This is a genomic window from Streptomyces sp. NBC_01446 (assembly GCF_026340095.1).
In the GTDB taxonomy this organism is placed as follows: domain Bacteria; phylum Actinomycetota; class Actinomycetes; order Streptomycetales; family Streptomycetaceae; genus Streptomyces; species Streptomyces aureus.
This window is the reverse complement of sequence record NZ_JAPEPO010000001.1, coordinates 5,922,677-5,936,917: the sequence shown is the minus strand read 5'-3', so window position 1 is coordinate 5,936,917 and position 14,241 is coordinate 5,922,677. Positions and strand designations below refer to the sequence as shown.

Annotated in this window: 16 protein-coding genes; 5 read left to right on the top strand and 11 right to left on the bottom strand. The window is 70.5% G+C overall.

Translation table 11 applies throughout. From position 1 onward, the window contains the following. Nucleotides 1–5: 5 nt before the first annotated feature. Entirely contained in the window at nt 6–638 is a 633-nt protein-coding gene (locus OG456_RS26570; protein WP_227294259.1) for a sulfite oxidase-like oxidoreductase, read from the bottom strand. A gap of 163 nt (nt 639–801) precedes the next feature. Here OG456_RS26570 and bfr point away from each other — a divergent pair, with 163 nt between their 5' ends. After that, a complete protein-coding gene (gene bfr, locus OG456_RS26565; protein WP_116502549.1) occupies nt 802–1,281 on the top strand; it encodes a bacterioferritin in 480 nt (159 codons plus the stop codon). A 25-nt stretch (nt 1,282–1,306) separates the two neighbouring features. On the opposite strand, the gene OG456_RS26560 is transcribed toward bfr, so the two are convergent. Then, on the bottom strand, nt 1,307–1,561 hold the full coding sequence (locus OG456_RS26560; RefSeq protein WP_266565163.1) for a bacterioferritin-associated ferredoxin: 255 nt from the start codon (nt 1,559–1,561) through the stop codon (nt 1,307–1,309). Nucleotides 1,562–1,704: 143 nt separating this feature from the next. Next, entirely contained in the window at nt 1,705–3,057 is a 1,353-nt protein-coding gene (locus OG456_RS26555) for a class II 3-deoxy-7-phosphoheptulonate synthase (RefSeq protein WP_266565162.1), read from the bottom strand. A gap of 70 nt (nt 3,058–3,127) precedes the next feature. On the opposite strand from OG456_RS26555, the gene OG456_RS50830 reads away from it, so the two are divergent. Next, nucleotides 3,128–3,214: a trp operon leader peptide gene (locus OG456_RS50830; protein WP_353963586.1), complete on the top strand. Its 87-nt coding sequence runs from the start codon at nt 3,128–3,130 to the stop codon at nt 3,212–3,214. A 105-nt stretch (nt 3,215–3,319) separates the two neighbouring features. Continuing rightward, nucleotides 3,320–5,206, top strand: a complete 1,887-nt coding sequence (locus tag OG456_RS26550; protein ID WP_266565160.1) for an anthranilate synthase family protein — start codon at nt 3,320–3,322, stop codon at nt 5,204–5,206. Here OG456_RS26550 and OG456_RS26545 read toward each other — a convergent pair. The 5 genes from OG456_RS26545 to OG456_RS26525 all read right to left on the bottom strand — a co-directional run bounded on the left by OG456_RS26545 (nt 5,152) and on the right by OG456_RS26525 (nt 10,227). Continuing rightward, nucleotides 5,152–6,156 carry a 2-hydroxyacid dehydrogenase gene (locus OG456_RS26545; RefSeq protein ID WP_266565158.1) on the bottom strand — a complete coding sequence of 335 codons (1,005 nt, stop codon included), beginning with the start codon at nt 6,154–6,156 and terminating at the stop codon, nt 5,152–5,154. The genes OG456_RS26550 and OG456_RS26545 overlap by 55 nt on opposite strands. A gap of 134 nt (nt 6,157–6,290) precedes the next feature. Further along, nucleotides 6,291–7,319, bottom strand: coding sequence for a 6-phosphofructokinase (locus OG456_RS26540; RefSeq protein WP_266565156.1), 1,029 nt, complete (start codon nt 7,317–7,319; stop codon nt 6,291–6,293). A 149-nt stretch (nt 7,320–7,468) separates the two neighbouring features. Continuing rightward, nucleotides 7,469–8,164: a response regulator transcription factor gene (locus OG456_RS26535; RefSeq protein WP_266565154.1), complete on the bottom strand. Its 696-nt coding sequence runs from the start codon at nt 8,162–8,164 to the stop codon at nt 7,469–7,471. Continuing rightward, entirely contained in the window at nt 8,161–9,390 is a 1,230-nt protein-coding gene (locus OG456_RS26530) for a MacS family sensor histidine kinase (protein ID WP_266565152.1), read from the bottom strand. Before OG456_RS26530 ends, OG456_RS26535 begins: the two co-directional genes overlap by 4 nt. Nucleotides 9,391–9,447: 57 nt before the next feature. Beyond that, nucleotides 9,448–10,227, bottom strand: coding sequence for a 1-acyl-sn-glycerol-3-phosphate acyltransferase (locus tag OG456_RS26525; protein WP_266569440.1), 780 nt, complete (start codon nt 10,225–10,227; stop codon nt 9,448–9,450). Nucleotides 10,228–10,392: 165 nt separating this feature from the next. On the opposite strand from OG456_RS26525, the gene OG456_RS26520 reads away from it, so the two are divergent. Together OG456_RS26520 and OG456_RS26515 are read left to right on the top strand one after the other, a co-directional pair. Beyond that, nucleotides 10,393–11,172 (top strand): carboxylesterase, encoded by a 780-nt coding sequence (locus OG456_RS26520; protein WP_266565150.1) that lies wholly within the window; start codon nt 10,393–10,395, stop codon nt 11,170–11,172. Next, complete coding sequence (locus OG456_RS26515) at nt 11,165–11,857, top strand: hypothetical protein (RefSeq protein WP_266565148.1); 693 nt, start codon at nt 11,165–11,167, stop codon at nt 11,855–11,857. The genes OG456_RS26520 and OG456_RS26515 overlap by 8 nt, the downstream gene beginning before the upstream one ends. A 6-nt stretch (nt 11,858–11,863) precedes the next feature. Here the strand turns inward: OG456_RS26515 and OG456_RS26510 are convergent, their stop codons facing one another. The 3 genes from OG456_RS26510 to OG456_RS26500 all read right to left on the bottom strand — a co-directional run bounded on the left by OG456_RS26510 (nt 11,864) and on the right by OG456_RS26500 (nt 14,190). After that, nucleotides 11,864–12,622, bottom strand: coding sequence for an endonuclease/exonuclease/phosphatase family protein (locus OG456_RS26510; protein ID WP_266565146.1), 759 nt, complete (start codon nt 12,620–12,622; stop codon nt 11,864–11,866). 75 nt (nt 12,623–12,697) lie between these two features. Further along, entirely contained in the window at nt 12,698–13,651 is a 954-nt protein-coding gene (locus OG456_RS26505; RefSeq protein WP_100592179.1) for an ROK family glucokinase, read from the bottom strand. A gap of 53 nt (nt 13,652–13,704) precedes the next feature. After that, on the bottom strand, nt 13,705–14,190 hold the full coding sequence (locus OG456_RS26500; RefSeq protein WP_266565143.1) for a DUF5304 domain-containing protein: 486 nt from the start codon (nt 14,188–14,190) through the stop codon (nt 13,705–13,707). Between the last annotated feature and the right edge of the window lie 51 nt (nt 14,191–14,241).

Sequence of the window (14,241 nt, the reverse complement as noted above, 5' to 3'; positions counted from 1 at the left end):
AGGACTCAGAGCTCGGGGCCGTCCCCGGGCTCTTCCTGGTACGAGTAGCGCTGCTCCCGCCAGGGGTCGCCGACGTTGTGATAGCCGCGCTCCTCCCAGAAGCCGCGGCGGTCGGCCGTCATGTACTCGATGCCGCGGACCCACTTCGGGCCCTTCCAGGCGTACAGATGGGGCACGACGAGGCGGAGCGGGAAGCCGTGTTCCGCGGTGAGGAGTTCGCCGTCCTTGTGGGTGGCGAAGATCGTGCGGTCGGCGGCGAAGTCCTCGAGGCGGAGATTCGCGCTGAACCCGTACTCGGCCCAGACCATCACATGGGTGACGGCGGGCGCGGGCGGCGCCAGCTCGAGAATCGTCGCGGCGGGCACGCCGCCCCACTCCGCGCCGAGCATGCTGAACTTCGTGACGCAGTGCAGATCGGCCACGACCGTGCCGTACGGCAGGGCGGAGAACTCCTCGTGGGTCCAGCAGCGCTTGTCCCCGTCGGCGGTGGCGCCGAAGACCCTGAACTCCCAGCGTTCGGGGCGGAACTTGGGAACCGGGCCGTAGTGGGTGACCGGCCAGCCCCGCTGGAGACGCTGTCCCGGTGGAAGCTCCGACTGCACTGCTCCCCCAGACTCGCGACCCACCGGCTGACCCATGCCTCCATCCTGACAGACCCCGGGCAGTGGCCGTGACCAGCGAGAGCCCGGCCCTCCGAAAAGGGCAACTCCTACTAAGCGTGCACTTACTGGACGGTTTTCGGTGCCGATGCGAGGATGCGCGAAAATCTGCCGAGTCCACCACGTGGAAGGAGCCTCTGCGATGCAGGGCGACCCCGAGGTCATCGAATTCCTCAACGAGCAGCTCACGGGCGAGCTGACGGCCATCAACCAGTACTGGCTCCACTACCGGATCCAGGACAACAACGGTTGGACCAAGCTCGCGAAGTACACCCGCGCAGAGTCCATCGACGAGATGAAGCACGCGGACCGGCTGACCGAACGGATTCTCTTCCTTGACGCCCTGCCGAACTACCAGCGGCTCTTCCACGTACGGGTCGGGCAGACCGTCACGGAGATGTTCCAGGCCGACCGTCAGGTCGAGGTCGAGGCGATCGACCGCCTCAAGCGCGGCATCGACGTCATGCGGGCCAAGGGCGATGTGACATCGGCGCGGATCTTCGAGGACATCCTGGAGGACGAGGAGCACCACATCGACTACCTCGACACCCAGCTGGAGCTGATCGAGAGTCTCGGTGAGGCGCTGTACCTGGCCCAGCAGATCGAGCAGCCGGACAGCTAGCCGCCGCACTTACCCGGGCGGAGCCTCAGGCGGCGTCCGGAAGGTCCACGAGGGCGTTCGGGTCGGCCGTCAGGACGGGCCGTCCCTGCTCGACCAGCTCGCGGCGCGGACAGCTCCCACGGCCGAGCAGCGCCTGAATGCGGCGTACGCACGAGCCGCAGTCCGTGCCGGCCTTGCAGGCCGACGCTATCTGGCGGGGGGTGCACGCACCGCCGTCCGCATGCTTCTTGACCTGGTCCTCGGTCACACCGAAGCAGTTGCAGACGTACACGCGGTTCACCTCCCAGCGATCAGGACCGGTTCCTTGCTCCCGCCCCAATGAACGGTGAGGCTAACCTAACCTTACCCGCCGGGCAGGGAGCACAAAAGTGCCGTGGGGCGCGGATCGATGTGATCCGCGCCCCACGGCGATGCACTGAAGGATCACTGGTCGCGGTACATCTCCGCCACCAGGAACGCCAGGTCGAGAGACTGGCTGCGGTTCAGGCGCGGGTCGCAGGCCGTCTCGTAGCGCTGGTGCAGATCGTCGACGAAGATCTCGTCGCCGCCGCCCACGCACTCGGTGACGTCGTCACCGGTGAGCTCGACGTGGATGCCGCCCGGGTGGGTCCCGAGGCCCTTGTGGACCTCGAAGAAGCCCTTGACCTCGTCGAGCACGTCGTCGAAGCGGCGGGTCTTGTGGCCCGAGGCCGCCTCGTACGTGTTGCCGTGCATCGGGTCGGTGATCCATGCGACGGTCGCGCCGGAGGCGGTGACCTTCTCGACCAGCTCCGGGAGCTTGTCGCGGACCTTGTCGGCGCCCATGCGGACGATGAACGTCAGGCGGCCGGGCTCGCGGTCGGGGTCGAGGCGCTCGATGTACTGCAGCGCGTCCTCGGCCGTCGTCGTCGGGCCGAGCTTGATGCCGATCGGGTTGCGGATCTTCGAGGCGAACTCGATGTGCGCGCCGTCGAGCTGACGGGTGCGCTCACCGATCCACACCATGTGGCCCGACACGTCGTACAGGTTGCCCGTACGCGAGTCCACGCGGGTCAGCGCCGACTCGTAGTCGAGGAGCAGCGCCTCGTGGGAGGCGTAGAACTCGACCGTCTGGAACTCGGCCGGGTCGGTGCCGCAGGCACGCATGAAGTTCAGCGCGTTGTCGATCTCGCGGGCGAGCTGCTCGTAGCGCTGGCCGGACGGGGACGACTTCACGAAGTCCTGGTTCCAGGCGTGCACCTGGCGCAGGTCGGCGTAGCCGCCGGTGGTGAAGGCGCGCACCAGGTTGAGCGTGGAGGCGGACGCGTTGTACATCCGCTTCAGGCGCTCGGGGTCCGGGATGCGGGCCTTCTCGTTGAAGGCGAAGCCGTTGACCGAGTCGCCGCGGTACGTCGGCAGGGTCACGCCGTCGCGGGTCTCGGTGCCCTTGGAGCGCGGCTTGGAGTACTGCCCCGCGATACGGCCCACCTTCACGACGGGCACGGAGGCCGCGTACGTGAGGACGGCGCCCATCTGGAGCAGCGTCTTGAGCTTGTTGCGGATGTGGTCGGCCGACACGGCGTCGAAGGCCTCGGCGCAGTCGCCGCCCTGGAGGAGGAACGCCTCTCCCTTGGCGACGGCAGCCAGTCGGGCGCGCAGCTGGTCGCACTCGCCCGCGAAGACGAGCGGCGGATACGACTCGAGCTCCGCGATCACATCGCGCAGAGCCTCGGCATCGGGGTACTCGGGCTGCTGCGCCGCGGGCAGGTCTCGCCAGGTGTTGCCAGCGCTTGCGCTGGTCTTAGCGTTCACGGTCACATCCTCAACATTACGGGGTCGGGTGAGCGGTCCAGCCGACCGCTCACCCTTTGAGACGCGTCGTCCACAGATGAGCTGCCCATCGGGTAAGGTGCCGCTCATGTTCGCGCACACGACCCGTAACTGGTGGTGGACCGCTCACCGAGCGGCCCACTGACTGCGCGTACAGCGAAGCGAAGGCCGCCCGAGGGCGGCCTTCAGTGTTTTCCGGGACCTGGCCGTTCCTCTCCGCAACCGGAGTCCGGAAGAGGAATCACACGCCATGGATCTGTCCGACCTGCTGCACGACGACCGTCCCTTCGCCCTGTTGCGCCGCCGCGCACCCGGCCACGACCACGACATCGTGGAACTCCTGGTCGGCCCGGTGAACACCTACGAGCGACTCGCCGACATCCCGGAGGGCCTCGCCCTCGTGCCGTTCCGGCAGATCAGGGAGCGCGGCTTCGACGTCCGCGACGACGGCACCCCGCTCGCGGTGCTGACGCCCGACCAGACGTACGAGCTGCCGCTGGCCGACGTCCTCGCGCAACTGCCGGCCCATGACGTCCGCGTGTCGGACGGGGGCTTCGACGTGGACGACACCGCGTACGCGGACATCGTGCAGCGGGTCCTGCGCGAGGAGATCGGGCAGGGCGAGGGCGCGAACTTCGTGATCCGGCGGACGTATGAAGGCGCGATCCGCGGGTTCGGTCGGGCGGACGCGCTCGCGCTGTTCCGGCGGCTGCTCGCCGGGGAGCGGGGCGCGTACTGGACGTTCGTCGTGCACACCGGCGAGAGGACCCTGGTCGGGGCGAGCCCTGAGGTGCATGTGCGGATGTCCGGCGGCACGGTCGTCATGAACCCGATCAGCGGCACGTACCGCTACCCGGCCGAGGGCCCGACGCCCGAGCACCTGCTGGATTTCCTCGCCGACGGCAAGGAGATCGAGGAGCTGTCGATGGTCGTCGACGAGGAGCTCAAGATGATGTGCACCGTCGGCGACATGGGCGGGGTCGTGATCGGCCCGCGCCTGAAGGAGATGGCCCATCTCGCGCACACGGAGTACGAGCTCAGGGGGCGGTCCTCGCTGGACGTGCGCGAGGTGCTGAAGGAGACCATGTTCGCGGCGACCGTCACGGGGTCGCCGGTGCAGAACGCCTGCCGGGTGATCGAGCGGCACGAAGTGGGTGGGCGCGGCTATTACGCGGGCGCGCTCGCGCTGGTCGGGCGGGACGCGGGCGGGGCGCAGACCCTGGACTCCCCGATCCTGATCCGTACGGCCGACATCGACGCGGGCGGGAAGCTGCGGGTGCCGGTCGGGGCGACCCTGGTGCGCGGCTCCGACCCGGCGAGCGAGGTCCAGGAGACGCACGCGAAGGCGGCCGGGGTGCTGGCCGCGCTGGGGGTGCGGCCCGGGCGGCCGCGCGGCGAGGGCGTGCGGCCCGCGCTCGCCGACGATCCGCGGGTGCAGGCGGCGCTCGACGGGCGGCGGGCCGCGCTGGCGCCGTTCTGGCTGCGGATGCAGGACAGGGCGGCGGCCCTGGAGGGGCACGCGCTCGTGGTGGACGCCGAGGACACGTTCACGGCGATGCTGGCGCATCTGCTGCGGTCGTCGGGCCTCACGGTCTCCGTGCGGCGCTACGACGAGCCGGGGCTGCGGGACGCCGTGCTCGCCCACGAGGGCCCCGTCGTCCTGGGCCCGGGACCTGGCAACCCCTCCGACGAGACGGACCCGAAGATGCGTTTCCTGCGCGCGCTGACCGCCGAGGTACTGCGCGATCACCGGCACGGCGTGCTCGGCGTGTGCCTCGGCCATGAGCTGATCGCGGCCGAGCTGGGGCTTGAGATCGTCCGCAAGGAGGTGCCGTACCAGGGCGCGCAGACGGACGTCGATCTGTTCGGGCGGGCCGAGACCGTCGGGTTCTACAACAGCTTCGTGGCGCGCTGCGACGACGACGCGGCGATGGAGCTGGCCGCCCACGGCGTCGAGGTGAGCCGGGACGCGGCGAGCGGCGAGGTGCACGCGCTGCGCGGGCCGGGCTTCGGCGCGGTTCAGTTCCACCCGGAGTCGGTGCTGTCGCTGCGCGGGGCGGACGTCGTGCGGGAGCTGCTGGGTCAGCTCTTGGGCGCGGAGGGCACGAGGACGTTCTCGGAGCGCCGGCCCGCCTGATAGTCGAGGACGTTGGCCACCGTGGTCTCGATGATCTGGCTCACCGCGTCCACGGTGTAGTACGCCTGGTGGGACGTGACCAGGACGTTCGGGAAGGTGACGAGGCGGGCCAGGGTGTCATCCTCGACGACGTCGAGCGACTTGTCGAGGAAGAAGAGCCCGGCCTCGGCCTCGTACACGTCGAGGCCGACGCCCGTGAAGCGGCCCTCGCGCAGCTCGGAGACGAGCGCCTTGGTGTCGATGAGGCCGCCACGGCTGGAGTTCACCAGAATCGCGTCGTCCTTCATGGTGCGCAGGGCGGCGCTGCCGACGATGTGCTCGGTGGCGGGGAGCAGGGGTACGTGCAGGCTGATCAGATCGGCCTCGGTGAAGAGGCGCTCCTTGTCGACGTATTTCATGCCGAGTTCTACGCAGGCCGGGTTCTCGGCGATGTCCCAGCCGAGGAGCTTCATGCCGAAGCCGTGGGCGATCCGGGTGAACGCCTCGCCGATCTTGCCGGTGCCGAGGACGCCTACGGTGCGGCCGCGCAGGTCGCGGCCCATCAGCCCGTCGAGCCTGAAGTCGAAGTCGCGGGTGCGGTTGGAGGCGCGGACGATGCGGCGGTTGACGGCCATCGCGAGGGTCCAGGCGAACTCGGCCACGGCGTACGGCGAGTAGTACGAGACGCGGGCGACGGTCAGGCCGAGGCGCTCGGCGACCTCGAGGTCGATGTTGTTGAAGCCCGTGGAGCGCTGGGCGATCAGGTGCGTGCCGCCGGCGGCGAGGGTCTGCAGGACGCGGTTGTTCAGGGTGGCGTTGACGCTGGTGGAGATGATCTCGTAGCCGGCCGCGATGGGGGCCGTGTCCTCGTTGAGGAAGACGTCCAGGCAGCGGACCTCGTGATGGCCCGCGAACGCCTTCTCCATGAGGGGCTTCTCGTCGGACTGCACGCCGAATGCGAGGATCTCCACGACTGCTCCCGTTTCTTCCGTATCGCGTCGTGTGTGCCGGTTACGGCGAATATACGGGCCGGGCAACCCCGTGACACCCGGGGGTGGGAGGACCTCGCCTCGCCCCACCCCCGGCGCCACCCCGGCCTCGCGCCTCAGCCGAAGAAGACCCCGACCTCCTCGTACAGCGCGGGATCGACCGTCTTCAGCCGGGCGGTCGCCTCGGCGATCGGCACCCGGACGATGTCCGTGCCGCGCAGCGCGACCATCTTCCCGAAGTCGCGGTCGCGCACGGCCTCGATGGCGTGCAGCCCGAAGCGGGTGGCGAGCCAGCGGTCGAATGCACTGGGGGTGCCACCGCGCTGGATGTGGCCGAGGACCGTGGTCCTGGCCTCCTTGCCGGTGCGCCGCTCGACCTCCTTGGCCAGCCATTCGCCGACTCCGGAGAGACGGACGTGTCCGAAGGAGTCGAGCGTCCCGTCCTTGAGGACCATCTGCCCGTCCTTGGGCATGGCACCCTCGGCGATGACGACGATCGGCGCGTACGAGGCCTTGAAGCGAGAGGTGACCCAGGCACAGACCTGGTCGACGTCGAAGCGCTGCTCGGGGATGAGGATGACGTTGGCCCCGCCCGCGAGACCCGAGTGGAGCGCGATCCAGCCCGCGTGGCGGCCCATGACCTCGCAGACCAGGACCCGCATATGGGACTCGGCGGTGGTGTGCAGCCGGTCGATGGCCTCGGTCGCGATGCCGACGGCCGTGTCGAAGCCGAAGGTGTAGTCGGTGGCGGACAGGTCGTTGTCGATGGTCTTCGGCACGCCGACGACGGGCACGCCGTACTCGTCGGTGAGGCGGGCGGCGACGCCGAGGGTGTCCTCGCCGCCGATCGCGATGAGCGCTTCGACCTCCTCCTTGGCGAGGGTCTCCTTGATGCGGCGGATGCCGTTCTCGACCTTGAGGGGGTTGGTGCGCGAGGAACCGAGGATGGTGCCGCCACGGGGCAGGATGCCGCGCACGGCCGGGATGTCGAGCTGTACGGTGTCGCCTTCGAGCGGCCCGCGCCAGCCGTCCCGGAAGCCGACGAAGTCATAGCCGTACTCCTGCACGCCCTTGCGGACGATGCCCCGGATGACGGCATTGAGCCCGGGGCAGTCGCCGCCTCCGGTCAGTACTCCGACCCGCATGGAAATGTCCCTTCGCCACAGCACTGTGAGCTGACACGGGTCACGCTAATAGTGATCCACGTCACTTCGGCAGCACGTGAAGGGTGAATTCCGTTGAAGAGTGTGGGAGTTGACCTTTGTATGGTGATCCTTCAGGCGGCCCGGGGCCGTTACGCGTCGTCGAGGCCGCGCTCGATGGCGTACCGGACGAGCTCCACGCGGTTGTGCAGCTGGAGCTTGCCCAGGGTGTTCTGCACGTGGTTCTGCACGGTGCGGTGCGAGATGACGAGCCGCTCGGCGATCTGTTTGTAGCTCAGGCCCTTGGCGACCAGGCGCAGGACCTCGGTCTCGCGCTCGGTGAGCTGCGGGGCCTTGGGCTCGCCGGCGCCCGCTGCGGGCGCGGGTTCGGAGGCCAGGCGCCGGTACTCGCCGAGGACGAGGCCCGCGAGCCCCGGGGTGAAGACAGGGTCGCCGGCCGCCGTGCGGCGCACCGCGTCGGTCAGCTCCTCGGTCGAAGCCGACTTGAGCAGGTAACCGGTGGCGCCGGACTTCACCGCCTCCAGGACGTCGGCGTGCTCCCCGCTCGCCGACAGGACCAGGACGCGCAGGGCGGGGTCGGCGCCGACGAGTTCCTTGCAGACCTGCACGCCGGGCTTCTTCGGCAGGTTCAGGTCGAGTACGAGGACGTCGGGCGTGGCGGCGCCGGCCCGGCGCACCGCCTGCTCGCCGTCGCCCGCGGTGGCCACCACGTCGAAACCCGCCTCGGCGAGGTCCCTCGCGACGGCGTCGCGCCACATCGGGTGGTCGTCGACCACCATGACCCTGATCGCGCCTGCGGCGGCGCCCTCCCGCTGCTGCTCGGTCATCTTCCCGATCCCGCCTTCCCCCGTGAAATCTTCGGAACTCTCAGTTCGACCTCGGTGCCCTGTCCCGGCACCGAGATCAGCTCGGCCGTGCCGCCGATGTCCCGCAGCCGGCCGCGGATGGACTGGGCGACACCGAGCCGCCCCTCCCCCTCGGCCTGCGCGAGACGTCCTTCCGGGATGCCGGGTCCGTCGTCCCGCACCGTCACGATCACGGCGTCGGGCTCGTCCTCGACGAGGATCCAGGACCGGGCGTCCGCCCCCGCGTGCCTGCGCACATTGTCCAGGGCGGCACTGACAGCCGCCGCCAGTTCCTTCGCCGCGACCGGCGGCAGGAACACCGGGGCGCCCGGCTCGGCGAAGCTCACCCGCGCCCCGGCGTGCGGCGCGAGCAGCGACCTCAGATCGCAGGGCGTCGACGTGCCGGGGAGGTCGTCCGGCTCTTCCACGGACCGCACGAGGGCGCCCTGCGAGGCGTCCTCGGAGGCACGCGAGGCGGGCACGAGACCGCCGGCGACCAGAGTGCGCAGGGCGACCTCCTGCTCGCCGGCCATCCTGCCGAGCTCGGCGGCCTCGCCCCCCAGCGCGGTGCCGCGGCGCATCACCATGGCGAGAACCTGGAGCACGCCGTCGTGGATGTCGCGGGCGAGCCGCTCCCGCTCACGGGTGGCCGCCTCGATCTCCAGGGCCCGGGCGAGGGTGCGCTCGGAGGCGCGGGCCACCTCAACGACGTAGCCGATGGCGATCGACGCGATGCACACGAGCAGGACGTTGTGGAGGGTGTCGCGGCTGAAGGCGCCGCGCTGCACCACGTTCGCGACGCCGACGAGCAGCGAGGCGAACGCGGCCCACCGCCAGCCGCCCTTGACCGCGTACGCGAGGACCGCGCCGGCCGTCCAGATCGACGGCAGGGTCGGGCCGCCGGCCACGATCCGGCTGTGCTCGACGGCGACCGGCGTGAGCAGGATGCCGGCGAGCGCAACGATCAGGTCGGCGGTGAGGAAGCGCTTGGTGCAGCTCGCGGCGTTCGCGACGCGCGGCAGCGTGGCCAGGGTCCACACGACCAGGACCACGAAATAGCCGATCGCCACCCAGGGGCGATCGAACCTGTCCTGCGCGGTGACGAACAGGCCGATCGCGTACAGCATCGTCAGCAGCCGGTACGCCGTCAGCGCGCGCCACAGCGGCTGCTCGACGGACATCCTCATCACGCGTTCGCGCCCGGCCACGCACCCACCCCCCGAACTGCGGCTCCCGGAACGTCCGCTCCCAGAACGACGACGCGGCTAGGAAGCCGGTCGTTCCACGCCGCCGCCCTTGTTCTCCTTGGCTTCCTTCTCGGCCATGGCTTCCCTCTCCGCCTTGGCTTCCTTCTCCGCCTTGGCCTCGGCCTTCGCCGCGTCCGCGATCTGCCGCTTGGCGGCCGTCGCGTACATGTCGACGTACTCCTGGCCGGAGAGCTTCATGATTTCGTACATGACCTCGTCGGTCAGGGCCCGCAGCACGAACCGGTCGTGCTCCATGCCCTGGTAGCGGCCGAAGTCGAGGGGCTTGCCGATGCGGATGCCGGGGCGCATCAGCTTGGGCATGACCTTGCCGGGGGGCTGGATCTTCTCGGTGTCGATCATCGCGACCGGGAGGACGGGCGCGCCGGTGGCGAGCGCCACGCGCGCGAGGCCGCCGGGCTTGCCGCGGTACAGGCGGCCGTCGGGCGAGCGGGTGCCCTCCGGGTAGATGCCGAAGAGCTCGCCGCGCTCCAGTACCTCTATGCCGCTCTTGATGGCGGCCTCGCCCGCGCCGCGCGAACCGGAGCGGTCGACGGGGAGCTGGCCGACGCCCTTGAAGAACGCGGCCGTGAGCTTGCCCTTCACCCCGGGCGTCGTGAAGTACTCGGCCTTCGCGATGAAGGTGACCTTGCGGTCGAGCACCGCCGGCAGGAAGAAGGAGTCCGAGAAGGACAGGTGGTTGCTGGCCAGGATGGCGGGACCCTCGGCGGGAATGTTCTCGAGGCCCTCCACCCAGGGCCTGAAGCCGAGCTTCAGCGGCCCCCCGATGGCCACCTTCATTGCGCCGTAGATCAACCCACTGCCTTCCTTCGTCTGTGGATCAGACCTTAACCCGCGCCGCAGCTCCGAGGCCCGACGACCCTGGTCGGTGTCAGCACGGTCGCGTACGGTGAAGTACGCCCCGCAGTCCTGGGCGATCCCCCTCTCATGAACAGGAGACCGAAGGTGCCGGTCATTCCTGGAGCCGAGCCGTACCGCCACGAGGGCGGAGAGGTCGGCGTCCTCCTCTGTCACGGTTTCACCGGTTCCCCGCAGTCGCTGCGCCCCTGGGCGGAGTACCTCGCCGAGCGCGGGCTCACCGTGTCGCTCCCCCTGCTGCCCGGTCACGGCACGCGCTGGGAGGACATGCAGGTCACCGGCTGGCAGGACTGGTACGCGGAGGTGGACCGCGCCCTGCGCGAGCTGCTGGACCGGTGCTCCCAGGTCTTCGTCTTCGGTCTGTCGATGGGCGCCGCCCTCGCGCTGCGGCTCGCGGCGAAGCACGGGGACGAGGTGGCGGGCCTGGTCCTGGTGAACCCGGGGAACAAGGTGCACGGCCTCGCCGCGCGCGCCCTCCCGGTGGCCCGGCATCTCGTGCGCTCGACGAAGGGGATCGCCAGCGACATCGCGAAGGAGGGCTCGTCGGAGATCGGGTACGACCGGGTGCCGCTGCACGCCGCGCACTCCCTGCGGAACTTCTTCCGCATCGTCGACCGTGAACTGCCGCAGGTGACACAGCCGTTGGTGGTCCTGCACAGCACCCAGGACCATGTGGTGCCGCCCGTCGACTCGGCCCGCGTCCTCAGCCGGATCTCGTCCACGGACGTCGAGGAGATCCTGCTGGAACAGAGCTACCACGTCGCGACGTTGGACCATGACGCGGGCCGGATCTTCGAAGAGAGCTATGCGTTCATCGGCCGGCTCGCCCCCAGTATCGGTAAGGAAGGGACGGCCACCGGTGGCTGAGCAGGACCGACGTGAGCCCGCCGGCGACGAGAGCCGCGAGCCGGAGGACGCGTCCGCCGAGCCGGCGGCGTCGGGCACGGCGCTGCCCGGTCCGGCGCAGCTCGGCAAGGAGCAGCAGCCCGGCGCAGACGCGGCCGCAGCCGCCGGGGGCGCCGGCGAGCCCGTGGACGAGGACGCCGCCTGGGCCGCCATCGTCGCCGGGTACGGCCAGGAGCCGCCGGACCCGCCGGGCGCCAGGCCGTTCAGGTCGATCGAGGACCTGGCCCTGCCCGACCTGGATACGGACGGCTCCGAGACGAACGGTTCGGGGACGAACAGCTCGGAACCGGGCTCCGGCAAGCCCGCGATGCCGCTCGGCTCGTCGATCTCCTTCGCACCCGGCGTCGGCGGCCCCCGCGACCACCGGCCGGCCGAGCCGTCGGACAGCGACGCCGACGACGAGGGCCACTTCGTGCCCCCGGAGCCCCCGCCGCTGCCCGAGGCGGACGTCACCGCCAAGTTCGCCTGGCTCGCCGTGATCGGCGGCCCGGTCCTGATGCTGCTGGCCGTGCTGCTCGGCTGGCAGATGACGTGGTGGCTCACGACCGTCTGCGTCGGTGGCTTCCTCGGCGGCTTCGGCACGCTCGTGATGCGTATGCAGGGCGACGATGACGACGACGATCCGGGGCGCGGCGCGGTCGTCTGACCCGTGTCAGTCCCGGGCGGCGGGAACCCTGAGGGCGGCCAGGACCGGCAGATGGTCCGTGGCCGCCCTCAGGTCGTCCTCGCTCACCCCCGGCATGCCCACCGGGACCCCGCAGCCGAGGACCTCGACGCCCCGTGTCGCGAGGATCGCGTCGATGCGCTGATGCGGGTCGGCCGGTGTCGAGGTGTACTCGCCGAGCCACGGCTTCGTGGCCCAGGCGTCCTGGAGAGCCTCTGCGAGGCGCCGGAACGTGCGGCCGCCGGGGCGTTCGTTGAGGTCACCGCCCGCGACGGCGTGCTCGACGCCGAGCGCCGCGAGCCGGTCGAGGAGCATCCCGCCCTGCGCGTACCGCTCGTCCTTCTGCAGGCTCAGATGGCAGCTCAGTACGCCGATCCTGGCGCCGCCGAAGCGGACGACGGCGGTCGCGAAGCCGCGCCGGTGCAGTCCGGGGGTGAGGGGCAGCAGGACGTCCTCGGTGCGTTCGACGGTGGCGCGCAGGGAGCAGAGCAGCGCCGGGCCCGCCGCGCTCGCGCCGCCCGAGAGGATCACCAGGTCCGAGGCGGCCGCGAGCCGGGCGAGCTTCTTGCGCCAGCGGAAGAAGCGGGGCGCCTCCTGGATCAGGACCAGGTCGGGGTCGCAGGCCGCGATGACGCGGGCGAGCGCGGCGGTGTCGTCACGCATCGAGCGGATGTTGTAGCTGAGCACCCGGACGACGGCCGAACCGTCGGGTTCGGTGCGGGAGTTGGGGAGTGATCCGGTGACCATGACGATCAAGATACGACGAACGCCCGCCGTTTCTCCGGGGAAACGGCGGGCGTTCGGTGGCTGAGGCAGCCGGTGTCACATGATCGGGTCGGGCTCCCGCGCCAGGTCCGCCGCCCCGACCATGCCCGCCTTGTTGCCGAGCTGGGCCGCGATGACGTCCGCCACAGGGCGCCAGTTGCCGCCGACCAGCCAGCGCTTGTAGGACTTGCGGATCGGGTCGAGGACGAGCTCGCCCTCGTCCGAGAGTCCGCCGCCGACGATGAACGCGGACGGGTCGAACAGCGAGGCCAGGTCGGCGAGACCCGCGCCGGCCCAGCGGGCCAGCTCGCGGTACGAGTCGACGGCCACGGCGTCACCCTGGCGGGCGGCCATGGAGATGTGCTTGCCCTCGATACCGTCCGGGGTGCCGTCGCCCAGGGAGAGCAGGAACTCCGCGTTCTCCGGGGTCGCGTTGGCACGCTGCTTGGCGTAACGGACGAGCGCGCGGCCGGAGGCGTACTGCTCCCAGCAGCCCTGGCTGCCGCAGCCGCACAGCAGGCCGTCCGGGACCATGCGGATGTGGCCGAACTCGGCGGCCACGCCGAAGTGGCCGCGGCGCAGCTTGTTGCCGATGATGATGCCCCCGCCGAGGCCGGTGCCGAGCGTGATGCAGATGACGTTCCGGTGGCCCTTGCCCGCGCCGAACTTGTATTCGCCCCAGGCGGCCGCGTTCGCGTCGTTCTCGACGACGACCGGCAGGCCGACCCGCTTCTCGACCTCTTCCTTCAACGGCTCCTGGCGCCAGTCGATATTGGGCGCGAAGTAGACCGTGGAGCGCTGGCGGTTGACGTATCCGGCGGCGCCGATGCCCACGCCGACGATCTCGTGTCCTGCCCGTGCGCCCTCGACGGCCGAGGCGATCGCGTCAACGATGGCCTCGGACGTGCTGGGAGTCGGCACCTTGAACGTCGAGAGGATGTTGCCTTCCTCGTCGACCACGCCGGCCGCGATCTTTGTGCCGCCGATGTCGACGCCGATGGTGAGTCCCATGAATCCCTCAGTTCGGTCGAGCCCCGCTACGGCCCACCGTACCCGAGCGGACTTCAGTCGAGGTCGATGTGTTCACCTTTTGAAGGCCCCTCGGGGCCCTCGTCACGGGGGTCCGTGTCGTCCTCGGCGGCCCGTCCGGCCTGGGCGCCCGACGAGCGCTGGGTCCAGCGCTGCTCCTGGCGCTCGACGGCGGAGCGGTAGGCGGCGAGCAGCTCGTTACCCGCGGCCGCGAGGTGGTCGAAGACCTCGGGGTTGCGCTCGACGACCGGCTCGACGGCCGCCTTCGCCTGCTTGACGACCTGGCTGACGACCTGCTGCGCGGTGCCCTGCGCGACCGCGCCGAGAAGGGGCGTCTGGAGCCCCGACAGCTTCTCGGCGACGGCGTCGACGAGCTTGCGCAGCTCCTCGGCGGCCGAGCCGGGCGGGGGCCCGTACTCGGCACGGCGGCGGGCCTTCTCCTCCGCGAGGTCCTCGGCGCACGCCTGCTCCCAGGCGTCGGCGTCGGCCTCGGGTGCGGGCTGCTCGGTGGCGTCGCTCATGGCGGCTGACTCCTGCGAGAACGTATATGGGTGGGTGCGTACCAGGAGGGT